Origin of the sequence: Pseudomonas xanthosomatis, assembly GCF_019139835.1 — a bacterium.
In the GTDB taxonomy this organism is placed as follows: Bacteria; Pseudomonadota; Gammaproteobacteria; order Pseudomonadales; family Pseudomonadaceae; genus Aquipseudomonas; species Aquipseudomonas fakonensis.
This window is the reverse complement of sequence record NZ_CP077075.1, coordinates 2070291-2093878: the sequence shown is the minus strand read 5'-3', so window position 1 is coordinate 2093878 and position 23588 is coordinate 2070291. Positions and strand designations below refer to the sequence as shown.

At 63.9% G+C, this 23588-nt stretch carries 21 protein-coding genes; 11 read left to right on the top strand and 10 right to left on the bottom strand.

Going from position 1 to position 23588, the window contains the following annotated elements:
* Positions 1-285: 285 nt before the first annotated feature.
* The 4 genes from ccoM to KSS93_RS09360 all read right to left on the bottom strand — a co-directional run bounded on the left by ccoM (position 286) and on the right by KSS93_RS09360 (position 1894).
* Positions 286-402 carry a cytochrome c oxidase subunit CcoM gene (gene ccoM, locus KSS93_RS26720; protein ID WP_011532604.1) on the bottom strand — a complete coding sequence of 39 codons (117 nt, stop codon included), beginning with the start codon at positions 400-402 and terminating at the stop codon, positions 286-288.
* A gap of 135 nt (positions 403-537) precedes the next feature.
* On the bottom strand, positions 538-699 hold the full coding sequence (locus KSS93_RS09370) for a hypothetical protein (RefSeq protein ID WP_217842140.1): 162 nt from the start codon (positions 697-699) through the stop codon (positions 538-540).
* Between the two features lie 58 nt (positions 700-757).
* Positions 758-1090, bottom strand: coding sequence for an aspartate-semialdehyde dehydrogenase (locus KSS93_RS09365; RefSeq protein ID WP_217888039.1), 333 nt, complete (start codon positions 1088-1090; stop codon positions 758-760).
* Between the two features lie 108 nt (positions 1091-1198).
* Positions 1199-1894 carry a M949_RS01915 family surface polysaccharide biosynthesis protein gene (locus KSS93_RS09360; protein ID WP_217888038.1) on the bottom strand — a complete coding sequence of 232 codons (696 nt, stop codon included), beginning with the start codon at positions 1892-1894 and terminating at the stop codon, positions 1199-1201.
* 126 nt (positions 1895-2020) lie between these two features.
* Between KSS93_RS09360 and rapA the strand changes: the two genes are divergently transcribed.
* A complete protein-coding gene (gene rapA / locus KSS93_RS09355; protein WP_217888037.1) occupies positions 2021-4867 on the top strand; it encodes an RNA polymerase-associated protein RapA in 2847 nt (948 codons plus the stop codon).
* Between the two features lie 334 nt (positions 4868-5201).
* Positions 5202-7466, top strand: a complete 2265-nt coding sequence (locus KSS93_RS09350; RefSeq protein ID WP_217888036.1) for a putative bifunctional diguanylate cyclase/phosphodiesterase — start codon at positions 5202-5204, stop codon at positions 7464-7466.
* Here KSS93_RS09350 and KSS93_RS09345 read toward each other — a convergent pair.
* Entirely contained in the window at positions 7366-8253 is an 888-nt protein-coding gene (locus KSS93_RS09345) for an NAD(P)-dependent oxidoreductase (protein ID WP_217888035.1), read from the bottom strand. The two genes, KSS93_RS09350 and KSS93_RS09345, sit on opposite strands and share 101 nt — an antisense overlap.
* A gap of 192 nt (positions 8254-8445) precedes the next feature.
* Here KSS93_RS09345 and KSS93_RS09340 point away from each other — a divergent pair, with 192 nt between their 5' ends.
* Positions 8446-10629, top strand: coding sequence for a hypothetical protein (locus KSS93_RS09340; RefSeq protein WP_217842134.1), 2184 nt, complete (start codon positions 8446-8448; stop codon positions 10627-10629).
* A 225-nt stretch (positions 10630-10854) separates the two neighbouring features.
* Here the strand turns inward: KSS93_RS09340 and KSS93_RS09335 are convergent, their stop codons facing one another.
* Positions 10855-11160, bottom strand: a complete 306-nt coding sequence (locus KSS93_RS09335) for a DUF2288 domain-containing protein (protein WP_217888034.1) — start codon at positions 11158-11160, stop codon at positions 10855-10857.
* Positions 11161-11520: 360 nt separating this feature from the next.
* Here KSS93_RS09335 and KSS93_RS09330 point away from each other — a divergent pair, with 360 nt between their 5' ends.
* From KSS93_RS09330 to KSS93_RS09300, 7 genes are all read left to right on the top strand, one after another.
* Complete coding sequence (locus KSS93_RS09330; RefSeq protein ID WP_217842132.1) at positions 11521-12636, top strand: branched-chain amino acid ABC transporter substrate-binding protein; 1116 nt, start codon at positions 11521-11523, stop codon at positions 12634-12636.
* Between the two features lie 236 nt (positions 12637-12872).
* The gene (gene livH / locus KSS93_RS09325) at positions 12873-13796 is read left to right on the top strand and encodes a high-affinity branched-chain amino acid ABC transporter permease LivH (RefSeq protein WP_217842131.1); all 924 of its coding nucleotides are present in this window, start codon (positions 12873-12875) and stop codon (positions 13794-13796) included.
* Positions 13793-15049 carry a high-affinity branched-chain amino acid ABC transporter permease LivM gene (locus tag KSS93_RS09320; protein WP_217842130.1) on the top strand — a complete coding sequence of 419 codons (1257 nt, stop codon included), beginning with the start codon at positions 13793-13795 and terminating at the stop codon, positions 15047-15049. The genes livH and KSS93_RS09320 overlap by 4 nt, the downstream gene beginning before the upstream one ends.
* A complete protein-coding gene (gene livG / locus KSS93_RS09315; protein ID WP_217888033.1) occupies positions 15046-15813 on the top strand; it encodes a high-affinity branched-chain amino acid ABC transporter ATP-binding protein LivG in 768 nt (255 codons plus the stop codon). Before KSS93_RS09320 ends, livG begins: the two co-directional genes overlap by 4 nt.
* Positions 15814-16515, top strand: a complete 702-nt coding sequence (locus KSS93_RS09310; protein WP_217888032.1) for an ABC transporter ATP-binding protein — start codon at positions 15814-15816, stop codon at positions 16513-16515.
* 198 nt (positions 16516-16713) lie between these two features.
* On the top strand, positions 16714-17388 hold the full coding sequence (locus KSS93_RS09305; protein WP_217888031.1) for a COG3650 family protein: 675 nt from the start codon (positions 16714-16716) through the stop codon (positions 17386-17388).
* A gap of 103 nt (positions 17389-17491) precedes the next feature.
* Positions 17492-19099, top strand: a complete 1608-nt coding sequence (locus KSS93_RS09300; protein ID WP_217888030.1) for an NAD(P)/FAD-dependent oxidoreductase — start codon at positions 17492-17494, stop codon at positions 19097-19099.
* An 87-nt stretch (positions 19100-19186) separates the two neighbouring features.
* On the opposite strand, the gene KSS93_RS09295 is transcribed toward KSS93_RS09300, so the two are convergent.
* A complete protein-coding gene (locus KSS93_RS09295; protein ID WP_217842126.1) occupies positions 19187-19651 on the bottom strand; it encodes an outer membrane lipoprotein in 465 nt (154 codons plus the stop codon).
* Between the two features lie 148 nt (positions 19652-19799).
* On the opposite strand from KSS93_RS09295, the gene KSS93_RS09290 reads away from it, so the two are divergent.
* Positions 19800-20030, top strand: coding sequence for a hypothetical protein (locus tag KSS93_RS09290; RefSeq protein WP_217888029.1), 231 nt, complete (start codon positions 19800-19802; stop codon positions 20028-20030).
* Between the two features lie 277 nt (positions 20031-20307).
* On the opposite strand, the gene pdxH is transcribed toward KSS93_RS09290, so the two are convergent.
* The 3 genes from pdxH to KSS93_RS09275 all read right to left on the bottom strand — a co-directional run bounded on the left by pdxH (position 20308) and on the right by KSS93_RS09275 (position 23205).
* On the bottom strand, positions 20308-20955 hold the full coding sequence (gene pdxH / locus KSS93_RS09285; protein WP_217888028.1) for a pyridoxamine 5'-phosphate oxidase: 648 nt from the start codon (positions 20953-20955) through the stop codon (positions 20308-20310).
* Between the two features lie 19 nt (positions 20956-20974).
* Positions 20975-21961 (bottom strand): OmpA family protein, encoded by a 987-nt coding sequence (locus KSS93_RS09280; protein WP_217888027.1) that lies wholly within the window; start codon positions 21959-21961, stop codon positions 20975-20977.
* A 98-nt stretch (positions 21962-22059) separates the two neighbouring features.
* Positions 22060-23205, bottom strand: a complete 1146-nt coding sequence (locus KSS93_RS09275; RefSeq protein ID WP_217888026.1) for a serine hydrolase domain-containing protein — start codon at positions 23203-23205, stop codon at positions 22060-22062.
* Between the last annotated feature and the right edge of the window lie 383 nt (positions 23206-23588).

Below are 23588 nucleotides of genomic sequence, written 5' to 3'. Positions count from 1 at the left end.
AGGGCCGGTGCAGGACGAATGCTTTTGCAGGCCTGGCCTCATCGCTGGCAAGCCAGCTCTCATAGAACAACCTACAACTCATTGATTTAACACGGTCTCTGTGGGAAGCGGTGCATCTGCGAGACTAGTTCTCTGCGCGACAGCGCAGCCCGAAGGGCTGGGTGATCTCCTACAGGGCAAGAGGCCAGCCCAGTGGGCCCGCGTGAGGCTCGCACAAAATCCAGACAAAAAAATGGGCGACCGAAGTCGCCCTAAATGCCTTGCGTGCTCGAGAATCGGGAAGGATCAGCGCTGCTTGCGCTTGTTCGAATCCTTCCAGATGAAAATCCCCAGACCGGCGAAGAACGCCAACATCAACCCGACCGTTACCACACCGGCGATAACCACGTTGTCGAAGAACATGTCGGCCCCTCCCTTGGTGTGCCGTGATCCGATGGGAGCAAGGTAACCAATGGCGGGCGGCGGGGAATTGATCGGCGTCAATGCTGCCCGGGGTCGGGCACGCGAGGCGGGTGCAGGCTTGACCTGCATCAAGGTTCAGCGCTTCTTAGGCTTGCCCTTGGGCTTCTTCTTTTTGCCCGAAGCCAACGGCATGGCCTGCTCGAAGGCCTTGCGCATGTCGTCAAGGCGCTTGTCGTTGAGGTCGTGGATGCGTTTGGCGCGCTCGGCGCCGAAGTCGATCAGGTTGTCTTGGCTCATGGCAGGCTCGACGGACAGCAGAAGCCCAATAATGAAGGCAGATGCCCGCGCTGACCAGTCAGACTTCGATATCCACCAGCAGCCCCTGGCGGGTGCTCTCGCCCAGAGGGGCCACCGGCACGGTGTTGTCGGCGTTCAGTTCATCGCCCGGCAGCGCCTCGAAGCGGTGTTCGTCACCTTCGCGCTGCTTGCGTTGCTGCTGCTTGCGCCGCTGTTCTTCGTGCAGCAGGTAAAACTGCTCGTCAGGGTCGCGCTGGTGCTTGAGGTCGATGGTGCTTTCGCTGGAGGACGGCTGCGCCGGGGCCACCGCCGGAATGTTCGGGGTCGGCTTGACCGGGTCTTGTTGCGTCGTCACGGGGGCGGCGCTGAGGGGGATGATCGGCGGCAGCATGGGGGTCTCCTATGGCCATTCTATCGGCCGTTGCTCAGCCGCCTTGAATACCTGCGGATGAAGGTGTGCGGCGCGTCACAAGCGCGCCCATGCCGCTATGGACAACATTTATTCGCCATCGTCGTCAGGCCCGTCGTCAGCCGGCGCCGAGCTGTCGCTCCACGGCCGCTTGTAGACCTTCTGCCAAACCGCATCCATGTGCTCGCGAATCACCTGCGGGGCGCTCTTCAGCGAAGCGCTGTCCTCGCGCTCGCCGCCGAAGGGTTCCTCGCCCGCCGGGCTGATCAGCGACTGGCCGGTGACGTTGTACACCGCCTGCCCTTCGCGCAGCTCGATGGCGATGTCGTGGGGGTCGATGCCGCCACCGCAGAACGCGTGGCTGGCCACGGTCACCTCGGCAACGCCATCCTTGTTCAGGTCGCTGACATCGCTGACGTCGGTATAGAAGTCGACATCCAGGTCCAGGCCGGCGCAGGTGGTTTCCTGTTCGATCTGCCAACGCGGCTTGAACGCATCGGCCGACGCACTGCGCCCGTACAAGGTGGCTTTGAGCACCACCTTGTCGACTTCTTCTTCGGTGTCCGGGTCTGTCGCCTGGCCGTCGACCCGGCTCAGTACCAGCAGCCCTTCCCCCTCGCGGTCGTGAAAGTGCACGCTCTTGAGCGGCGTCTGCACGCCCAGCACTTCCAGCTGCTCCACCGGGATCGGCGCCAGCACCTCGAAGGTTTTCTGTTCGCAACCGGCCAGCAGCGCCAGGCTGCCCAGCCCCATGAATACGTTCAACCAGCGATGCTTGGCAAACATGTTGGTGCAGGGCCCTCGCGACGGCACGGTGTTTGGCGATGAACACGCTAGACTCTTTGATTCATTGGTCTGGCGAAGCCGATCCGTTAACATAGCCGGCTTTTTCACCGCGGGAGTTTTGGCAGTATGGCGCAGCAGTATCAACCGGGGCAACGCTGGATCAGCGACAGCGAAGCCGAGCTCGGTCTTGGGACCATCCTGGCGCAGGATGGCCGCCTGTTGACCGTGCTCTACCCGGCCACAGGCGACACCCGCCAGTACTCGCTACGCAACGCGCCGCTGACCCGCGTGCGCTTCTCGCCGGGCGACCAGATCACTCACTTCGAGGGCTGGAAGCTGACCGTGCGCGAAGTCGACGACGCCGACGGCCTGCTGGTCTACCACGGCATCGACGCGCAGAACGTGCCGCGCACCCTGCCCGAGACGCAACTGTCGAACTTCATCCAGTTCCGCCTGGCCAGCGACCGCCTGTTCGCCGGGCAGATCGACCCGCTGTCGTGGTTCTCGCTGCGCTACAACACCCTGCAGCACACCAGCAAGCAGATGCTCTCCTCCTTGTGGGGCCTGGGCGGCGTGCGCGCCCAGCCCATCGCCCACCAGTTGCACATTGCCCGTGAAGTAGCCGACCGTATCGCCCCGCGCGTACTGCTGGCAGACGAAGTGGGCCTGGGCAAAACCATCGAAGCGGGCCTTGTGATCCACCGCCAACTGCTCTCGGGCCGTGCCAGCCGCGTGCTGATCCTGGTACCGGAGAACCTGCAGCACCAGTGGCTGGTAGAAATGCGCCGGCGCTTCAACCTGCAGGTGGCGTTGTTCGACGCCGAGCGCTTCATCGAAAGCGATGCCAGCAACCCGTTCGAAGACGCCCAACTGGCCCTGGTGGCCCTGGAATGGCTGGTGGACGACGAAAAGGCCCAAGACGCGCTGTTCGCCGCCGGCTGGGACCTGCTGGTGGTCGACGAAGCCCACCACCTGGTCTGGCACGAAGAACAGGCCAGCGCCGAGTACGCGCTGGTCGAGCAACTGGCCCAGGTCATCGCAGGCGTGCTGCTGCTCACCGCCACCCCTGAACAGCTCGGCCAGGACAGCCACTTCGCGCGCCTGCGCCTGCTCGACCCCAACCGCTTCCACGACCTGGCCGCGTTCCGCGCCGAAAGCGAGAACTACCGCCCGGTGGCCGAAGCCGTGCAGGAGCTGCTCGACGAAGGCCGCCTGTCGCCCAAAGCCCACGCCACCATCCAGGGCTTCCTGGGTGCCGAAGGCGAAGCGCTGCTGGCCGCGGTCAGCGATGGCGACACCCAGGCCAGCGCGCGGCTGATCCGCGAGCTGCTCGACCGCCACGGCACCGGCCGCGTGTTGTTCCGCAACACCCGCGCCGCCATCCAGGGCTTCCCCGAGCGCCAGCTGCACCCCTACCCGCTGGCCAACCCCGAGCAATATGTCGCGCTGCCGGCCGGCGAGCGCGCCGAGCTGTACCCGGAAGTGGCCTTCCAGGCCCAGGGCGAAACCAGCGATGACGAGCGCTGGTGGCGCTTCGACCCGCGGGTCGACTGGCTGATCGACACCCTGAAGATGCTCAAGCGCACCAAGGTGCTGGTGATCTGCGCCCACGCCGAAACCGCCATGGACCTCGAAGACGCACTGCGCGTGCGCTCCGGCATTCCTGCCACGACCTTCCACGAAGGCATGAGCATCCTCGAGCGTGACCGCGCCGCCGCCTACTTCGCCGACGAAGAATTCGGCGCCCAGGTGCTGATCTGCTCGGAAATCGGCAGTGAAGGCCGCAACTTCCAGTTCGCCCACCACCTGGTGATGTTCGACCTGCCGGCCCACCCCGACCTGCTCGAGCAGCGCATCGGCCGCCTCGACCGTATCGGCCAGCAGCACACCATCCAGTTGCACATCCCGTACCTGCAAAACAGCCCGCAAGAGCGCCTGTTCCAGTGGTACCACGAAGGCCTCAACGCGTTCCTCAACACCTGCCCCACCGGCAACGCCCTGCAGCACCAGTTCGGCCCGCGCCTGCTGCCGCTGCTGGCCGAAGGCGACGACAAGGCCTGGAGCACGCTGGTGGCTGATGCCCGCGGCGAGCGCGAGCGCCTCGAAGCCGAACTGCACAGCGGCCGTGACCGCCTGCTGGAGCTCAACTCCGGCGGCGCCGGCGAAGGCCAGGAGCTGGTCGAAGCCATCCTGGAGCAGGACGACCAGTTCGCCCTGCCTATCTATATGGAAACCCTGTTCGACGCCTTCGGCATCGACAGCGAAGACCACTCCGAGAACGCTCTGGTGCTCAAGCCGAGCGAGAAGATGCTCGACGCCAGCTTCCCGTTGGGCGACGACGAAGGCGTAACCATCACTTACGACCGCACCCAGGCGCTTTCGCGCGAGGACATGCAGTTCCTCACCTGGGAACACCCCATGGTGCAGGGCGGCATGGACCTGGTGCTGTCCGGCTCGATGGGCAACACCGCCGTGGCGCTGATCAAGAACAAAGCGCTCAAGCCCGGTACCGTGCTGCTGGAGCTGCTGTACGTCAGCGAAGTGGTAGCGCCGCGCAGCCTGCAACTGGGCCGCTACCTGCCACCGGCAGCGCTGCGCTGCCTGCTGGACGCCAACGGCAACGACCTGGGCCCGCGGGTAGCCTTCGAAACCCTCAACGACCAGCTCGAAAGCGTGCCCAAGGCCAGCGCCAACAAGTTCATCCAGGCCCAGCGTGACGTGCTCGCCCAGCGTATCAGCGCTGGCGAAGCGAAGATCCTGCCGGCCCACGAGGCCCGCGTGGCCGAGGCCCAGCAGCGCCTGGCCGCCGAGGCCGACGAAGAGCTGGCGCGCCTGACCGCGCTCAAGGCCGTCAACCCGAGCGTGCGTGACAGCGAAGTCGATGCGGTGCGCAAGCAGCGTGAAGATGGCCTGGCAGCGCTGACCAAAGCCGCGTTGCGGCTCGAGGCGATCCGCGTGCTGGTAGCCGGCTAACCCTCGCAGCCCCCTGTAGCAGCGGGCTTGCCCGCGATGGCGTCGGCACGGCAGTCGCGATCGCCTGCCAAGGCCCCATCGCCGGCAATCCGGCTCCTACAGGGTGCTGCAAAGCCTGAACCAGGCGCGCTGCCCGCGATAGCGTCGGCAGAGTGATATCCCGATCCTCGCAACACCCAGTTAGATCCCTCCGCTATCACCCTCATATCCAATCGATAGAAATCAAAGTGCCATTAATCAGGAAGGTTTAAACACCTTTTTCTATACTCGTGCAGGAACTGTCTCCAGCCGCGCTTTTCGGGGACGAGTGCAAACTCGACGAAAGAGACCTGCAATGGAATGGCTGGGACTGCAATTTTTCGCCGACCTGCCGGCGAACGGGCAAATCATCCTCGACTGCCGACACAATCCCCTGCTGGTGCTGCTGGCCTACGCCGTGGCCTGCGCCGGCTGCTTCGCTACCCTCGACATGGCCGAACGCCAGAGCCACTGCGAAAACCGCCTGGCCCGCCGCCAATGGCGGATACTCGGTGCCTGCTGCCTGGCCGGTGGGATCTGGGCCATGCACTTCATCAGCATGCTGGCGTTTCAGGCACCGCTCGAGGTGCACTACGACGCCACCCTCACCGCCCTGTCGCTGCTGATTGCCCTGCTGGCGGCGTGGCTGGCCATGAACAGCCTCAACCGCAGCGAAATGCACCTGCGCCATTACCTGCAAACGGCCCTGTTCATCGGCCTGGGCATCAGTGCCATGCACTACACCGGCATGGCCGCCCTGCAAACCGGCGCCCGCCAGTACTACCAGACCGGCCTGCTGCTGGCCTCGGTGGGCCTGGCCGTGGCCAGCAGCCTGGTGGCACTGCTGATGGCCCGGCACTTTCGCAACGGCAGCGGCACACTGCACCTGGCCATGAAGCACGGCGCCTGCCTGCTGATGGGCGCCGGCATCGTACTCACCCACTTCACCGGCATGGCCGCCATGACTCTGGTGCTGCCAGAAGCCAAGCCGTTGCACCTGCCCAACATCGACAACGCCGCACAACTGGCGGTAACCATCGCCTTCATCACCTTGCTGATCAGCGGCAGCAGCATCAGCGCCGCCTTGGCCGATAAAAAACTGCAAAGCAAAGAGCACGACCTGCGCCGGGTCAACGTGCTGCTCAGCCAGCTCGACCAGGCCCGCGCTTCTCTGCAACAAGCCGCCCACTACGATGCCCTCACCAACCTGGTCAACCGCCGCGGCTTCAACCAGGTGTTCGCCGAGCGCCTGGCCGAACACACCGCCAGCGAAAGCCGCCTGGCGGTGATGTTCCTCGACATCGACCATTTCAAGCGGATCAACGACAGCCTCGGCCATGCCGCCGGCGACGAGCTACTGAAGGTGATCGCCAGCCATATCAAGGCCGCCACCCGCAGCAACGACCTGGTGGCGCGTTTCGGCGGCGACGAATTCTGCATCGTCACCCCGCTGCACAACCGCGAAGAAGCCCGCCACTTGGCCCAGCGCATCATGCTGCGCATGAAAGAACCCATCGACCTGGGCGGCCGGCGCCTGGTGATGACCACCAGCATCGGCGTCAGCGTGTTTCCCGATGACGGCCTCAGCGCCGAAGAGCTGCTGAAAAACGCCGACCTGGCGCTGTACCAGTCCAAAGCCTGCGGGCGCAACAGCCTGAACTTCTTCGACAACGGCCTGAAGGCCCGCGCCACCCTGGAGTTGCAGCTGGAAGAAGAGCTGCGCGAGGCCTTGTTCGAGGAGCGCGGCCTGTGCGTGCACTACCAGCCGATTTTTGACCTGCGCAGCGCCAAGGTGGCCAAGCTCGAAGCACTGGTGCGCTGGCAGCACCCGCAGCATGGCCTGCTCGGGCCGGACCGCTTCATCGGCATCGCCGAGGCCAACGGCCTGATCGCCGAACTCGACCTGTGGGTGCTGCGCCGCGCCTGCGCCGACCTGGCCCAGCTCAACCAGCACGGCTACGGCGATATCAAGGTGACGGTGAACTGCTCGGCGCTGACCCTGGGCTGTGAAGAGCTGGCCACCGAGGTGGAGCTGGCACTGTTCCAGGCCGGTATCGAGGCCCGCCAGCTGGAGCTGGAGGTGACCGAAAACGCCCTGATGGGGGATATCCACCACACCATCAACCTGCTCAAGCGCATCCGTGCCCAGGGCGTGGCGCTGTCGATCGACGACTTCGGCACCGGCTACTCATCGCTGGCCTACCTCAAGCGCCTGCCGCTGGACGTGCTGAAAATCGACCGCTCGTTCGTGCTCGAGGTGCCGGGCAACCAGAAGGACTGCGAGATCGTCCAGGCGATCATCATCATGGCCCACACCCTGCACCTCAAAGTGGTCACCGAAGGCGTCGAAACCGCCGAACAACAGGCTTTTCTCGCCGCCCAAGGTTGCGACTACCTGCAGGGTTACCTGCTCAGCCGGCCAGTGCCGGCCACCGCGCTACGCCCGGTACTGGAGCGCCTGAACCGCCCGCATGGCGCGTTCACGGCTGGTTGCGATACAGCTCAACCAGCGTCGCCGGATCTTTTTCCAGATAACCCTGGCTACCATGCAGGCGCATCAGCTGCGCCGCGAGGCCACTGACCGGCGTTGCCACGCCCTGCTCGCGGGACAGCTTGACCGCGCCGTCGAGGTCCTTGAGCAAGGTACGCACATGCCATTTGACTGGTTCAAAACGGCTTTCGGCCATTTGCGGTGCCAGAATCTGCAGGGGTTTGGAGTCGGCAAAGCCACCAGCCAGCGCCTCGGCGATCAGCCGGGCATCCACCCCTGACTGCTCGGCCAGGGCCACCACCTCGGCAATCACCAGCGCGTTGCAGGCAACGATCATCTGGTTGCAGGCCTTGGTCACCTGGCCTGCGCCCACACCGCCCATGTGCGTCACCCGCTGGCCCAGGGTCAGCAGCACCGGGCGCGCCCGCTCCAGGTCATCCGCCTCGCCGCCAACCATGATCGCCAGGGTGCCCGCCTCGGCGCCCGGGGTGCCGCCAGACACCGGCGCATCCAGCCAGGCCATGCCGCACAGCGCCGCCAGCTCTGCCGCCATCTCGCGGGTGGCGGTGGGTTCCAGGCTGGACAGGTCCACCAGCAACTGGCCGCTGCGCCCACCTGCCGCGATGCCCTGCTCGCCAAACACCACCTCGCGCACCACCGCCGTGTCGGCCAGGCACAGCAGCACCAGGTCGGCGCTCTGACACAACTGCGCCGGGCTGTGCGCAAGGCGTGCACCGGCCGCCACCAGCTCGGTGCATTTCTCGGGGCTGCGGTTCCACACCGTCAGCGGGTAGCCGGCCGCCAGCAGGCGCCGGCACATCGGCAGCCCCATCAGGCCGATGCCGGCAAACCCCAGTGAAGGCAATGCACTACTCATGAGCGACTCCAAGCAGATTAAAGAAGCGTGACAATTGGACGATGCAGTGCGGTGCACCGTAAAAACCTCGAAGGGAATAGGGAAATCCCTGATCGCACAAGGAAAACCCGCACTGTTAAAGTCGCGAAACCCCCGAATGATGGCCAAATGGCATGTGTCGGGGAACCCAACCCCCCAGGCAAATGGCGCACTATGACCTCTACGAACACTTCTGCCAATGCGGTCCCTGAGTCGTCGCTCCCGTCCACCTCGCTGACCGCAGGCGGTGCTCGAGACCTGCCGGCCCCCCGCGTTACGCCGCCGGCGCAGTACCTGTACTTCACCGAACAGGACATCCAGCGCATCCTCGACAACCTCGACGGCCTGCGCGACCTGGTGTTCCCGCAGAACCTGCACGTCGAGGACGAAGACCAGCTGCGCCTGGAGCAGCAGTTCCCGTCGGTGTGCCTGATCGGCCTGGGCCGCTGCGGCTCGAACATCGCCCTGGATGTGGCGGAGCTGGTGTACAACGCCCGCACCTTCTTCCTCAACGAGTTCAACAACGAAGACCGTTTCAAGGGTGAAGGGGGCTACAGCCCGGCGCGCTGGATCCGCCAGAACCTGCGCCTGGTGCAGAACAAGGGCGCAAAGCCGGTGTTTCTGGTCGAGCCGTTGGTGATGCTCGGCGACCTGGACAAGGACATCGCCGGGCGCATCCGCTTCTCGCGCAAGGGCGAGCGCGGCGGCTTTTTGCGCGACTACAGCAAGATGAAGATCATGGACCTGTCCGAGGTGCATGCGGGCGGCGCCGGTAACGCGCCGATTCTCGGCCAGTACCTGGCCAAGATCATCCTCAACAAGGATACCCAGCGTTTTTCCAGCGCCGACTGGAAGCTGATCCACTCCTACCTGATCGACTCCTGCGGCATCAAGGCCAACCAGTCACGCCTGTACTTCTACATCTTCAGTGCCGGCGGCGGTACCGGCTCGGGCATGGCCTCGGAGTTCGGCCTGGCCCAGCAGTACTCGTACATGAACAAGACCTTCGACACCAAACCTGCCGACGAGAACGACGGCAAGAGCGGGCATTCGTTCGTCTTCGAGCCGATCTTCACCAGCGGCATCTGCGTGCTGCCCAACGCTTCGGACCACCGCAGCGAAATGTCCGAGGCGCTACACATCAACGCCGGGCGCCTGCTGTGCAAGTACCTGTCTGAAGAATGGGATTTCTCGTACAACTTCGACAACGAAGACAGCAGCGAAGCCAGCGTCATGGGCCGCATTCGCCCATGGAACGCGATGATGCTGATCTCCAACGACATCATGCGCTACGCCGAAGAAAGCGACGACGGCACGATCCAGAACATCGACGTCAACGCCATGGAGAAGCACGCCAACCAGTACATCTCCCAGCAGATCTTCAACATCCTCACCGCCCAGGCGGTGACCACCGACTACGACCAGAACTACTTCCGCCGCGCCGGCATCGACATCGGCGAAACCATCCGCCTGGACGCCAACGACCTGTTCATGAGCCTGGCAGGCCCTGTGGCCATCGCCTACGCCGAATCCGTGGTGCCGGAAGTGCCGCCGGCCGGCTCCGACAAGTTCAAGGTGTTCGAGCGCGAACAGCCGCGTCTGGACATCGACGACCTGTTCTTCCGCTCCATCGACCTGCCGCACTTCAACAAGCAGACCCAGGCCATCGAGGGCATCAGCCTGCTGCCGATCGAGTCGCGCCGCTACCGCGCAGCGCTCGAGCAATACCAGGCCTCGGGCTACGACGCCGCCGCGCTGCACGATCTGCACTTCTTCAAGAACTGCTCTTCGGTTGTATCGATCGTGTCCCTGCCCAAGGACTACAAGCTGTCGTACATGGACCTGAACCGGCTCAAGACCCACCTCAACAGCCTGTTCCCCAACACCACGCTCAAGCGCTACGCGCTGGTGATCGGCGCCTCGGCCAACCTGTCGCTGACCACCCTGATCGCCAAAAGCCCGTGCCTGTCGGACGACTTCCTGACCCTGATCGTGGCCTTCATCAAGCGCTGCTTCGCGCGCAATGCCTACCGCTTCGACGACACCATGGACAACGCCATCCTCGAATTCATCACCAGCGAGCACTTCGACGAGGGCCGCATCGACGAGTTGCTCAACGAGTTCGAAAACCCGGCGAAGATCCTCGACACCAACTGGTACGCGATCAAGCCGATGTACGAGAAGAAGTACCGCGAGCTGATCAACGACAAGAGCCGCTTCGTCTCGATCAACGACATCCGCCTGTCGCGCGAATGCGTGAAGAAAGCCGTGAAGTACCTGCGCGAAATCTTCCGCCACCGCATTGGCAAGACCCGGGTGATCTCGTTGAACAGCCATACCGGGCGGGTGGATTACTGATAATCCTCCAGGGGTCCCGGAAAATATCGCGGGGCAAGCCCGCTCTCACGTCGTAATACGACTCGGCGTGGGAGCGGGCTTGCCCCGCGATGCATTACGCATTCCGTAAACTGTTACCGCCCCGCCGAATCGCCCCGCCACTGTTACCAACTTCCACCTTACGTGAGCGTCAATGCGCACCATTGCGGTGCGCCTGCGCATTTTCACGCACTAAAAAAAACCGGCTTATTGCGTTTTCTTCGCCTGGATCACGATGAACGGCGAAACCACCACCGCCCAGATCTCTGGATCGCGGGTTTGCAGGTCGAGTGCCTGCTCGGCACTGACCGGCCCGACAGTGCCATCACTGCGCCACTTGGCGAAGATCTCGCTGCGATTCTCGGCCATTGCCTCGGCAACGGCGATCAGGTCGAGGCTGGGGTCGACCCAAATCAGGTCACCCTTGGCCCAGAAACGCTCCAAGGCATTCCACTCGATGATGGCGGTCTCGCCGAGCAATTTGGCATAGAGGGTGCTTACTTGATCAGTCATGGGTTTACCTGCGCAAAGATCGTCCAACAAAAAGGCCGGCATTTTTGCAGAAAAACCCGGTTTCAAATACGTAATTTGGTCGATCAGGCCCGAACTTGTGGGGCCGGGCCGAAGGTGCAGGCAAAGTGATGGCGCTTTTCTGTATCTTTATGTCGACCACGCGACACCCCCGAGCCCAGACGCTTTTCGCCCGCTTTTCAAGCGCTCGGGCAGCGCTCTACACTGTACCGGTACAGTTCCGGGACACGATTCTCGGGGAAAGGTGGGGTTGCGGTCAGGCGTAGCCAGCCGCGAATCCCGCCCGGTCTGTAGCCCTGGCCGCCAGGACTATAAGAATTACAACAGAATGAGTGGAGCACTATGATCAAGATTTCCAAGCTGTTCGCCGCAATGGTCCTGGCCGGGGTTGCCAGCCATTCGTTTGCCGCCGACACCATCAAGATCGGCATCGCCGGCCCTAAAACCGGCCCGGTCACCCAGTACGGCGACATGCAGTTCATCGGCGCCAAACAGGCCATCAAAGACATCAACGCCAAGGGCGGCGTCGATGGCAAGATGCTCGAAGCCAAGGAATACGACGACGCCTGCGACCCTAAACAGGCCGTTGCCGTCGCCAACAAAGTGGTCAACGACGGCGTCAAGTTCGTCATCGGCCACCTGTGCTCCAGCTCCACCCAGCCTGCGTCGGACATCTACGAAGACGAAGGCGTGATCATGATCACCCCGGCTGCCACCTCGCCGGAAATCACCGCCCGTGGCTACAAGCTGATCTTCCGCACCATCGGCCTGGACAGCGCCCAGGGCCCGGCTGCCGGCAACTACATCGCCGACCACGTCAAACCGAAAGTGGTCGCGGTACTGCACGACAAGCAGCAGTACGGTGAAGGCATCGCCACTGCGGTCAAGCAGACCCTCGAGAAGAAAGGCACCAAGGTTGCCGTCTTCGAAGGCCTGAACGCCGGTGACAAGGACTTCTCCTCGATCATCCAGAAGCTCAAGCAGAACAACGTCGACTTCGTCTACTACGGCGGCTACCACCCAGAACTGGGCCTGATCCTGCGCCAGGCGCAAGAAAAGGGCCTGAAAGCCAAGTTCATGGGCCCGGAAGGCGTGGGTAACGACTCCATCTCGCAGATCGCCCAGGGCGCCTCCGAAGGCCTGCTGGTCACCCTGCCGAAGTCGTTCGACGCCGACCCAGAGAACAAGGCCATCGTCGACGCCATCAAGGCCGACGGCAAGGACCCAAGCGGCCCGTTCGTATTCCCGGCCTACTCGGCTGTTGAGCTGATCGCCAAGGGCATCGAAGCGGCCAAATCCGAAGACACCGACAAGGTGGCAGCCGCCATCCACGCCGGCTCCTTCAAGACCCCGACCGGCACCCTGTCGTATGACGCAAAAGGCGACCTGAAAGACTTCAAGTTCGTGGTTTACGAATGGCACTTCGGCAAGCCGAAGACCGAAGTCTCCCCTCAGTAACTGCGTGACTAATAGCTGACCGAGAAGCCCACTGTGCGAGCAGTGGGCTTTGTTTTACGAGGTTCTATGGGCCCGATTCCCGCGATCCGGGAGCTTGCCCACCTGAAAATCTTAAAACCGTCACCCGCGGTTTCCTGGCAGTGCCCGCAAAAGATCACGTGGCGAAGACCACGAGAACATGGGCCGGGGTCATCCCCCACCAGTGAAATGCAAATCAGGTTTTTAGGAGCGCTGTAATGCCTGAGATCTACCATTTCCTACAACAACTGGTTAACGGATTGACCATCGGCAGTACCTATGCCTTGATCGCCATCGGCTACACGATGGTGTACGGCATCATCGGCATGATCAACTTCGCCCACGGCGAGGTGTACATGATCGGCAGCTACGTGGCATTCATCGCCCTTGCGGGCCTGGCCATGATGGGTATCCATTCGCTACCGATCCTGATGACCGTGGCCTTCGTCGCCACCATCTGCGTCACCAGTGCCTACGGCTACAGCATCGAACGGGTCGCCTACCGGCCGCTGCGCAACAGCAACCGGCTGATCCCGCTGATCTCGGCCATCGGCATGTCGATCTTCCTGCAAAACACCGTGCTGCTCTCGCAGGACTCCAAAGACAAGTCGATCCCCAACCTGATCCCCGGCAGCTTCTCGTTCGGCCCCGGCGGCGCCGAGGAAGTGCTGGTCTCGTACATGCAGATCCTGGTGTTCGTGGTCACGCTGATCGCCATGACCTGCCTCACCCTGTTCATCTCCCGTTCCCGCTTGGGCCGCGCCTGCCGCGCCTGCGCCGAGGACATCAAGATGGCCAACCTGCTGGGCATCAACACCAACAACATCATCGCCCTGACCTTCGTCATCGGCGCCGCCCTGGCGGCAGTGGCAGCCGTGCTGCTGAGCATGCAGTACGGGGTGATCAACCCCAACGCCGGCTTCCTGGTGGGCCTGAAAGCCTTCACCGCGGCGGTACTGGGCGGCATCGGCAGCATCCCGGGCGCCATGCTCGGCGGGCTGGTGCTGGGTGTGTCCGAAGCCTTCGGCGCCGACATCTTCGGCGACCAGTACAAGGACGTGGTGGCATTCGGTCTTTTGGTTCTCGTCCTGCTGTTCCGGCCGACCGGCATCCTGGGCCGTCCGGAGGTTGAAAAAGTATGAACAGAAATCTCAAACAGGCGTTCTTCAGCGCCTTGCTGGTCTGGGCCGTGGCCTTCCCGGTGCTGGGCCTGAAACTCAGCATCGACGGCATCAGCCTGGCGGTACACAGCCAGGGTTCGTTCAACCTGACCATCATCAGCGTGTGCTCGGTGCTGATGTTCCTGCGCGTGTTGTTCGACAAGCAGTGGAGCGCGGTGATGGGCCGTCGTTCCGATCGCAAGCTGATCTCGCCGGCGGTGAGCAACTTCCTCACCCTGCCCAAGACCCAGCGCTGGATCATCCTCGGCCTGATCGTGGTCGCCCTGGTGTGGCCGTTCTTCGGCTCGCGCGGCGCCGTCGACATCGCCACGCTGATCCTGATCTACGTGATGCTGGGCCTGGGCCTGAACATCGTGGTGGGCCTGGCCGGCCTGCTCGACCTGGGCTACGTCGGTTTCTACGCGGTCGGTGCCTACAGCTACGCGATGCTCTCGCACTACCTGGGCTGGAGCTTCTGGGTGTGCCTGCCGATCGCAGGGCTGATGGCCGCCACCTTCGGCTTCTTGCTCGGCTTCCCGGTGCTGCGCCTGCGCGGTGACTACCTAGCCATCGTGACCCTGGGCTTCGGCGAGATCATCCGCCTGTTCCTGCGTAACCTCACCGACTGGACCGGCGGCCCCAACGGCATCAGCAACATCGAAAAACCGACCTTCTTCGGCCTCACCTTCGAACGCCGCGCCGCCGAAGGCATGCAGACCTTCCACGAGTTCTTCGGGCTGGAATACAACTCGATCAACAAGGTGATCTTCCTTTACCTGGTGGCCCTGCTGCTGGCCCTGCTGGCGCTGTTCGTCATCAACCGCCTGCTGCGCATGCCCATCGGCCGTGCCTGGGAAGCGCTGCGTGAAGACGAGATCGCCTGCCGCGCGCTGGGCCTGAACCCCACAGTGATCAAGCTTTCGGCGTTCACCCTGGGGGCATGCTTTGCAGGCTTTGCCGGCAGCTTCTTCGCCGCCCGCCAAGGGCTGGTGACACCGGAATCGTTCACCTTCATCGAGTCGGCGATCATCCTCGCCATCGTCGTGCTGGGCGGCATGGGTTCGCAGTTGGGCGTGATTCTGGCGGCCATCGTGATGATCCTGCTGCCAGAGATGATGCGTGAGTTCAGCGAATACCGGATGCTGATGTTCGGTGCGCTGATGGTGTTGATGATGATCTGGCGTCCGCAGGGCCTGCTGCCCATGCAACGTCCACACATGGAGCTGCGTCGATGAGCCGCGAAATTCTGCAAGTCAGCGGCCTGAGCATGCGCTTCGGCGGCTTGTTGGCGGTCAACGGCGTGGGCCTGACCGTCAAGGAGAAACAGGTAGTCGCGCTGATCGGCCCCAACGGCGCCGGCAAGACCACCGTGTTCAACTGCCTCACCGGCTTCTACAAGCCCAGCGGCGGCACCATTCTGCTCGACGGCCAGCCCATCCAGGGCCTGGCCGGCCATCAGATCGCCCGCAAGGGCGTGGTGCGGACCTTCCAGAACGTGCGCCTGTTCAAGGAGATGACCGCGCTGGAAAACCTGCTGATCGCCCAGCACCGACACCTCAACACCAACTTCTTCGCCGGCCTGTTCAAGACCCCGTCGTTCCGCCGCAGCGAGAAGGAAGCCATGGAGCGCGCGCAGTACTGGCTGGAGAAGGTCAACCTGACCGAGTTCGCCAACCGTACCGCCGGCACCCTCGCCTACGGCCAGCAACGCCGGCTGGAAATCGCCCGCTGCATGATGACCCAGCCACGCATCATCATGCTCGACGAACCGGCCGCCGGCCTGAACCCCAAGGAGACCGAGGACCTCAAGGCCCTCATCGGCTACCTGCGCGAATCCCACAACGTGACCGTGCTGCTGATCGAGCACGACATGAAGCTGGTGATGAGCATTTCCGACCACATCGTGGTGATCAACCAGGGCACGCCCCTGGCCGATGGCACGCCGCAAGAGATTCGCGGCAACCCTGATGTGATCAAGGCCTACCTGGGGGAGGCGTAAATGCTGAAGTTCGAGAACGTTTCCACCTTCTACGGCAAGATCCAGGCGCTGCACAGCGTCAACGTCGAGATCAACCAGGGCGAGATCGTCACCCTGATCGGCGCCAACGGCGCCGGCAAGTCGACCCTGCTGATGACCCTGTGCGGCTCGCCCCAGGCCCACAGCGGCAGCATCAAGTACCTGGGTGAGGAACTGGTCGGCCAGCCCTCCTCGCACATCATGCGCAAGAGCATTGCGGTGGTGCCGGAAGGCCGCCGCGTGTTCGCCCGCCTGACTGTCGAGGAAAACCTGGCCATGGGCGGTTTCTTCACCGACAAGGGTGACTACCAGGAGCAGCTGGACAAGGTCCTGCAGCTGTTCCCGCGCTTGAAAGAGCGTTACATCCAGCGTGGCGGCACCATGTCCGGCGGCGAGCAGCAGATGCTCGCCATCGGCCGCGCCCTGATGAGCAAACCCAAGCTGCTGCTGCTCGACGAGCCATCACTGGGCCTGGCGCCGATCATCATCCAGCAGATCTTCGACATCATCGAACAGCTGCGCCGCGACGGCGTGACCGTGTTCCTGGTGGAGCAGAACGCCAACCAGGCGCTGAAGATCGCCGACCGCGCCTATGTGCTGGAAAACGGCAAAGTGGTGATGCAGGGCACCGGCGAAGCCCTGTTGACCGACCCGAAAGTGCGCGACGCGTACCTCGGAGGTTGAATGAACAAAGGGCCTTCGGGCCCTTTTTTCTTGGACCTGTGGGGGCCTCATCGCGGGGCAATCCCGCTCCCACGCTGTTGCGATGATTGACGTTGGAGCGGGCTTGCCCCGCGATGAGGCCTCCACAGCTACTTGTGATCCCCGCTAACCCTGAGTAACGTGGCCAGCTCTTCTGCACAGTCTCCCGGAGCCCGCCCCATGCGCCTCACCCCTCCCCTGCTGCTCGCTGCCCTGCTGCCGCTGTTCGCCGGTTGCCAGATGCTGGCCGAAAAACCGGTCGACCCGAACCTCGGCACCACGCGCATGCAGGGCGAACTGAGTGCCGGCGGCGGCCACCTGCTGTTCAAACCCTGCAGCGAGGCCCGCCAGTTCGTCATCAACGACGCCGGCAGCACCGCGATCCTGCAGGAGGCTGCCAACCTGGCCAAGGACTCCAAAGACAAGCTGTTCGCCGACCTGCGCGGGCGCCTGGCCGGCAGCAAGCAGGCCGGCAGCGACGGCCAGGTCGACGTCACCCGCCTGTACCGCCTCGAGCCCGGCGCCCGCGGCTGCGAAGACCCGAACTTCAAGCAGCTCACCCTGCGCGCCAGCGGCCATGAACCGGACTGGGACATCAAGGCCAGCGGCAAGGGCATGGTGCTCAACCGCGTCGGCCAACAGCCGCTGCCGCTGCCGTTTCTTGAAGAAGAAATGCCTGGCGGTGGCCTGAGCCTGTCCAGCGAGGCCAACGGCCAGCGTGTCGAGCTGTGGGTCGCGCCGCAGCGCTGCGTCGACCCCGCCAGCGGCGCCATCCGCCACCTCAAGGCCGAGTTGCGCATCGACGGCAAGCCCCTGCAGGGCTGCGCCTACTACGGCGGCGCCCGCGACCTCTGACCACCGGGCACTTTTAACCTGCCAGCCGGGGCGGCGAACAGCTTATACTTGGCGGTTTGTGTAAAGCCGCCGGCCGCCCATGGCCGGGATACTGGACCCTGCCATGCTACGAATCAACGAACTCAAGCTGCCCCTGGACCACTCCGACGACGAGCTGCGCGCAGCCATCGTCCAGCGCCTGGGCATCGCAGATGAGCAACTGCTCGGCTTCACCCTGTTCAAGCGCAGCTACGACGCGCGCAAGAAGAACAGCGAGTTGCTGTTCATCTACACCATCGACCTCGAAACCAGCAACGAAGCCGAGCTGCTGAACACATTCGCCGACGACCCGAAGATCGGCGTGGCCCCGGATGTCAGCTACAAGTTCGTAGGCCAGGCGCCTGCTGACCTTGCGCAGCGCCCGCTGGTGGTCGGCTTCGGCCCCTGCGGCATCTTTGCCGGCCTGTTGCTGGCCCAGATGGGCTTCAAGCCGATCGTGCTCGAGCGCGGCAAGGAAGTGCGCCAGCGCACCAAGGATACCTGGGGCCTGTGGCGCAAGAGCGTGCTCAACCCCGAGTCCAACGTGCAGTTTGGCGAAGGCGGCGCCGGCACCTTCTCCGACGGCAAGCTCTACAGCCAGATCAAGGACCCGCAGCACCACGGCCGCAAGGTGCTCGAAGAGTTCGTCAAGGCCGGTGCACCAGACGAGATCCTGTACATCAACAAGCCGCACATCGGTACCTTCCGCCTGACCAGCATGGTCGAGAAGATGCGCGAAGAAATCATCAACCTGGGCGGCGAAGTGCGCTTCGAGCAGAAGGTCACCGATCTGGTCACCGACGGCGAGCAGCTGACCGGTGTAGTACTGCAAAGCGGCGAGCAGCTGGATTCGCGCCACGTGGTGCTGGCCCTGGGCCACAGCGCCCGCGATACCTTCCGCATGCTCCACGCCAGGGGCGTGTTCATGGAGGCCAAGCCGTTTTCGGTGGGTTTCCGTATCGAGCACCCGCAGTCGCTGATCGACAAGGCGCGCCTGGGCAAGTACGCCGGCCACCCGAAACTGGGCGCCGCCGACTACAAGCTGGTGCACCACGCCAAGAACGGCCGCTCGGTGTACAGCTTCTGCATGTGCCCGGGCGGCACCGTGGTCGCCGCCACCAGCGAGCCTGGCCGCGTGGTCACCAACGGCATGAGCCAGTATTCGCGCAACGAGCGCAACGCCAACTCGGGCATTGTCGTGGGTATCGACCCCGAGCGTGACTACCCGGGCGGCCCGCTGGCAGGCATCGAGCTGCAGGAACGCCTGGAGGCCCACGCCTACGTGATGGGCGGCAGCAACTACCAGGCACCGGCGCAGTTGGTCGGCGACTTCGTTGCCGGGCGCCCGTCCACTGCCATCGGCAGTGTCGAACCCTCGTACAAGCCAGGGGTCACCCTGGGCGACCTGGCGCCGAGCCTGCCGGCCTTCGCCATCGAGGCGATCCGCGAGGCACTGCCGGCCTTCGACCGCCAGATCAAGGGCTACAACCTGCATGACGCGGTGCTGACCGGCATCGAGACGCGCACCTCGTCGCCACTGCGCATCACCCGTGGCGCCGACCTACAGAGCCTGAACCTCAAAGGCCTGTTCCCGGCCGGTGAAGGTGCGGGCTATGCCGGTGGCATTCTGTCGGCGGGCGTCGACGGCATTCGCATTGCCGAGGCGGTGGCACGGGATATTCTCGGGCTCTGAGCTTTACTGCCGGCGATAGGGCCAGCACAGAACAACAAAAAACCCCGAACAGGCCAGACCCGTTCGGGGTTTTGTTTTATACGCCGGTCAGTGCGAAACGCGGCTGGTGCCATCCACGGTCATGATGCGCACACGCTCGCCCACACGGAAGATTTCGTTCTGCTGCACTTGCTGCACATAGGCGCGCATGCTGCCGTCGTCTTCACGCACGGTGATTTCAACACCCTGGGTGCGGGTCAGGCCTTCTTCGGCCGCAGAACCTGCCAGGCCACCGGCCACGGCACCGATCACCGCAGCGACGATGCTGCCACGGCCACCGCCGACGGCGGAACCGGCCACACCACCGACGATGGCGCCAGCGCCGCCGCCGATCGGGGTCTTGGTGCCTTCGATCTTGACCGGGCGCAGGGATTCGATGGTACCCATGCGCACGGTCTGCACGCGACGGGCCTCATCACGGGAGTAACTGTCGCCGGTCAGCGACGACTGGCAGCCGCCCAGCAGCAGCGACATGGTGGTGAAGCTCGCCACCAGCAAAACGGATTTACGCATGGGAAAAATCTCCATAAGTCACGGTGAGCATTAGACGCTTAGCCATGACGGGTGTCACGGCGCAAATGTTATAAATTTGTTCTCATTCAGCTCGGGTACAGCCAACAGCGGCTGTGGAGCGGGCTTTCACGTTGGACCAAGGATAGCCATGGATTACTTCATCGTGGTCATAGTCACGATTGCCGGCCTGTATTTCCATGGCTGGCTGTATGTCCGCATGCGCCGCTGGATGGACCGTGATCTTGCACTGTCGCTGGCCGGGGATGACCCGCAGCAGCGGGCTTACATGCTGGCGTTGCTGCAGCGGGCGCGCAAGGAGAAGGTCAAGCGCAAGGCGCTGGGGGAATGGTTGCAGCGGGAGGCCGAAAAAGGTCGATGAAGGGCTGCGCTGCAGCCTAATCGCCGGCAAGCCGGCTCTCATAGAACTGCACATAACTCATTGATTTAGCAGGGACCTGTGGGAGCGGGCTTGCCCGCGAAGCAGGCGACGCGGTGTCTGGCACCGACTTCGCCGGTGTTCGCGGGCAAGCCCGCTCCCACAGGGGCCGGGGCGGGTTCGTGCCCAGTTCTCTGCGCGACAGCGCAGCCCGCAGGGCTGGGTGATCTCCTACAGGGTCTGTACGGGCCGGTTTGCCGGCGATTAGGTCTGATTCAATTCACGGCGCCAGGCGCTCACGCAACCACTGCCCACCCACCAGCCGGTAATTCAGCCGGTCATGCAAACGGCTCGACCGACCCTGCCAGAACTCCACGCGCTCCGGCAGCAAACGGTAACCGCCCCAGTGTTCCGGGCAATCGGGCTGGGTATCGCTGAAGCGTGCCTCGGTGGCTTTCACCAACCCTTCCAGTTCGGCGCGGTCGGCGATCACCCGGCTCTGCGGCGAAGCCCAGGCCCCCAGGCGGCTGCCCAGCGGGCGCACCTGGTAGTAGTCGTCGGACTCCTTGGCCGTGACCTTTTCCACCCGCCCCTCAATGCGCACCTGGCGCTCCAGCGCCGGCCAGAAGAAGGTCATCGCAGCGAAAGGGTTCGCGGCAATATGCTGGCCCTTGGCGCTCTCGTAGTTGGTGAAAAAGGTGAAGCCACGGGCGTCGAGCGCCTTGAGCAACAGCACCCGGCAATGCGGGCGGCCGTCGGCGTCGACCGTGGCCAGAGTCATGGCGTTGGCTTCCACCGGCAGCTGCTCGGTTTTCACCGCGTCGGCGAACCATTGGTGGAACAGCGCGAACGGCTCCCCCGGGGCCTGGGCTTCGGCCAGGCCATCACGGGTATAGTCGCGGCGCATATCGGCCAGGGATTGGGTCATGGCTGCGTTTCCTTGACGATCAGTTGGTCTTCGCAGGGCTGTTGGCGGCGACTTTCTTGTCGGTGGCGGCCTTCTTCGCGGCAGGTTTTGCCGGGGCGGCTTTCTTCTTGGCGGCAGCGGTGGCCTTGGCCGGGGTCTTGGCTTTGGCGACCGGCTTTTTCGCCGCAGGTTTGGCGGCAGGCTTGACGGCCGGCTTGGCAGCAGCGGCCGGGGCCTTGACGTCCTGGGTAGCTACCAGCGCGGCAGGTGCTGCCGGCGGTACCGGCTGCTGATACTTGGCCAGCAGCGCAACCATGGTGTTCTGCGGGGTCAGCAGCAGTTCCACGCGGCGGTTCAAGGCACGGCCGGCAGCACTGTCGTTGGCCGCACGCGGCATCAGCGAGCCCATGCCCTTGAGCATCAGGCGGTCACGCTGCAGGCCGCTCAGGCGGAAGATCGCCGATACCGAGGCGGCGCGCTCCAGGCTGAGCTTCTGGTTGGCGGCGGTGGCACCGGTGTTGTCGGCGTGGCCGAGAATCAGGATGGCGGTCTTGCTGTCGGCTTCGATGGCCTTGGCCACCTGGGTGATCGGGCCGAGGGTCACCGGCAGCAGCATGTTCGGGCGGTCCGGGTTGTAGGCGCCATCCACCGGGATGGTCACCGCCAGCACGTCTTCGCGGCGCTCCAGCTCGAACTTGCTGCCCTTGATGGCCTCGCGCACCTTGGGCTCGTACTGGTCAAGCCAGGCCTGGGTGGCCTTCTGGTCGATCTTCGGTACGGCGGCCTTGGCGTCAGCTTTGCTGTCGTCACCGCCGAACGGCCACCACCAGCGGCTGCTGCTCTCGGACTTGGCGTCAGCCTTGGCGACGTTTTCGGTAACGGCGGCCTTCACTTCCTTGTCAGCGACTTTATCGGAGCCAAATGGCCACCAGCTCAGGCCGCCGTCCTTCGACGCCTCCTGCGAGTGGCTGGCGCAGCCGGTCATGGCCAGGCACAGGGCGAGTGCTAAGGTTTTATGTGAAGACATCAGCGATACACCATGAAATAGAAAGGAATTTTGCCCACGCAATCAGGCGTTGGCATTGAGGATAGTCAAAGGGCCCGGGCAATACCCGCGTTACCCGATCAAAGGCAACTGCCCAGTACTCGCACCAGCTTCTGCGCGCGCGGGTCCATCAGCACATAAGGGCCGAGAGTGTTGGTGACAAAGCCAAAGGCCACGTCGTGTTCAGGGTCGGCAAAGCCCACCGAGCCGCCGGCCCCCGGGTGGCCGAAGGCGCGGGCGCCAAGGCCGAAGGTGGCGTTGGCCACCTGCGGCTGGTCGAGCATGCAGCCCAGGCCGAAGCGGGTCTGGGTGAGCAGGGTACGGTCCTGGCCCAGGCTGTGTTCGCGGGTCAGTTCGTCGAGCAGTTCGGACTCCAGCAGGCTGCCATCCAGCAGGCCGGCATAGAAGCCGGCCAGGCTGCGGGCATTGCCGTGACCGTTGGCAGCCGGCTGCTGCATGCGCCGCCATTCGGGTTTGTTGGTACTGGTGAGGATCGCCGGCGGGTTGGTAAAGGCGCGGGTCGAGAGTGCCTCGGGCTCGCGCATGGTCACCTGCAGCAGGCGCTGGGCAGCGGCATCGCCGGGGTTGCCCTTGCCACGGGCGATGTGCGCCACGCGGTGGAACTCTTCATCGGCCAGGCCTACGTGGAAGTCCAGGCCCAGTGGCCGTGCGGTACGCGCCACGATGGAATCACCCGGGCCACGGCCATCGACGCGGCGAATCAGCTCGCCGATCAGCCAGCCGTAGGTGATGGCGGCGTAGCCATGTTCAGTACCCGGCGCCCACCAGGGAGCCTCGGCGGCCAGGGCATCGACCATCACTTGCCAGTCGTAGAGCGCTTCAGCCGGCAGCAGTTGGCGAATGGCGGGCAGGCCGGCGCGGTGGCTGAGCAGTTGGCGCAGGGTGACATTGTCCTTGCCAGCCTGGGCGAACTCCGGCCAGTAGCGGGCCACGGGGGCGTCGAGGGCCAGCTTGCCCTCACCCACCAGTTGCAGGGCGGTGACGGCGGTGAAGGTCTTGGTGCAGGAGAACAGGTTGGCGATGGTGTCGCTGTGCCAGGCCTCGTGGCCGTCCTTGTCGGCGCTGCCAGCCCACAGGTCGACCACGGTCTGCCCGCCGACCTGGATGCACAGCGCCGCGCCACGCTCCTGGGGATCCTCGAACAACGCGGCGAAGGCATCGCGCACCGCCTCGAACTTCAGCTCATAGTGACCCTGGATCTGCACCCGCTACCTCTCCGAACGACCTGGCTGGCAAAGGCGTGCATTGTTTCAGTAGTTGGACGGTTTGCCTACTGCAGATGGCTGGGTGGTTGGTTGCGCAAATGAAACAAGGTAGCAAGCCGGCTCTCATAGAACAAACTGCAACTCATTGATTTAACAAGGTCCCTGTGGGAAGCGGCCTTGCCGGGGCGCCGTCCGGTCGAGATGGGCTGCGCAGCAGCCCCGGCAATTTTGCATGAGGTCGAGATCTAGGGGCCGCTTCGCGCCCCATCTCGACCGGACGGCGCCCCGGCAAGGCCGCTTCCCACAGAGACCGTGGCGCATCTGCAAGACCAGTTCTGTGCGCGACAGCGCAGCCCGAAAGGGCTGGGTGATCTCCTACAGAG

Excerpts from the sequence above, each read along its gene's own strand:
- KSS93_RS09290 (WP_217888029.1), top strand. The coding sequence starts at position 19,800 with ATGGATTACTTCATCGTGGTCATAGTCACGATTGCCGGCCTGTATTTC.
- KSS93_RS09295 (WP_217842126.1), bottom strand. The coding sequence starts at position 19,651 with ATGCGTAAATCCGTTTTGCTGGTGGCGAGCTTCACCACCATGTCGCTG.
- KSS93_RS09340 (WP_217842134.1), top strand. The coding sequence starts at position 8,446 with ATGACCTCTACGAACACTTCTGCCAATGCGGTCCCTGAGTCGTCGCTC.
- KSS93_RS09330 (WP_217842132.1), top strand. The coding sequence starts at position 11,521 with ATGATCAAGATTTCCAAGCTGTTCGCCGCAATGGTCCTGGCCGGGGTT.
- KSS93_RS09280 (WP_217888027.1), bottom strand. The coding sequence starts at position 21,961 with ATGTCTTCACATAAAACCTTAGCACTCGCCCTGTGCCTGGCCATGACC.
- rapA (WP_217888037.1), top strand. The coding sequence starts at position 2,021 with ATGGCGCAGCAGTATCAACCGGGGCAACGCTGGATCAGCGACAGCGAA.
- KSS93_RS09345 (WP_217888035.1), bottom strand. The coding sequence starts at position 8,253 with ATGAGTAGTGCATTGCCTTCACTGGGGTTTGCCGGCATCGGCCTGATG.
- KSS93_RS09350 (WP_217888036.1), top strand. The coding sequence starts at position 5,202 with ATGGAATGGCTGGGACTGCAATTTTTCGCCGACCTGCCGGCGAACGGG.
- pdxH (WP_217888028.1), bottom strand. The coding sequence starts at position 20,955 with ATGACCCAATCCCTGGCCGATATGCGCCGCGACTATACCCGTGATGGC.
- KSS93_RS09300 (WP_217888030.1), top strand. The coding sequence starts at position 17,492 with ATGCTACGAATCAACGAACTCAAGCTGCCCCTGGACCACTCCGACGAC.
- KSS93_RS09320 (WP_217842130.1), top strand. The coding sequence starts at position 13,793 with ATGAACAGAAATCTCAAACAGGCGTTCTTCAGCGCCTTGCTGGTCTGG.
- KSS93_RS09370 (WP_217842140.1), bottom strand. The coding sequence starts at position 699 with ATGAGCCAAGACAACCTGATCGACTTCGGCGCCGAGCGCGCCAAACGC.
- KSS93_RS09335 (WP_217888034.1), bottom strand. The coding sequence starts at position 11,160 with ATGACTGATCAAGTAAGCACCCTCTATGCCAAATTGCTCGGCGAGACC.
- KSS93_RS09310 (WP_217888032.1), top strand. The coding sequence starts at position 15,814 with ATGCTGAAGTTCGAGAACGTTTCCACCTTCTACGGCAAGATCCAGGCG.
- KSS93_RS09365 (WP_217888039.1), bottom strand. The coding sequence starts at position 1,090 with ATGCTGCCGCCGATCATCCCCCTCAGCGCCGCCCCCGTGACGACGCAA.
- KSS93_RS09360 (WP_217888038.1), bottom strand. The coding sequence starts at position 1,894 with ATGTTTGCCAAGCATCGCTGGTTGAACGTATTCATGGGGCTGGGCAGC.
- livG (WP_217888033.1), top strand. The coding sequence starts at position 15,046 with ATGAGCCGCGAAATTCTGCAAGTCAGCGGCCTGAGCATGCGCTTCGGC.
- livH (WP_217842131.1), top strand. The coding sequence starts at position 12,873 with ATGCCTGAGATCTACCATTTCCTACAACAACTGGTTAACGGATTGACC.
- KSS93_RS09305 (WP_217888031.1), top strand. The coding sequence starts at position 16,714 with ATGCGCCTCACCCCTCCCCTGCTGCTCGCTGCCCTGCTGCCGCTGTTC.
- ccoM (WP_011532604.1), bottom strand. The coding sequence starts at position 402 with ATGTTCTTCGACAACGTGGTTATCGCCGGTGTGGTAACGGTCGGGTTG.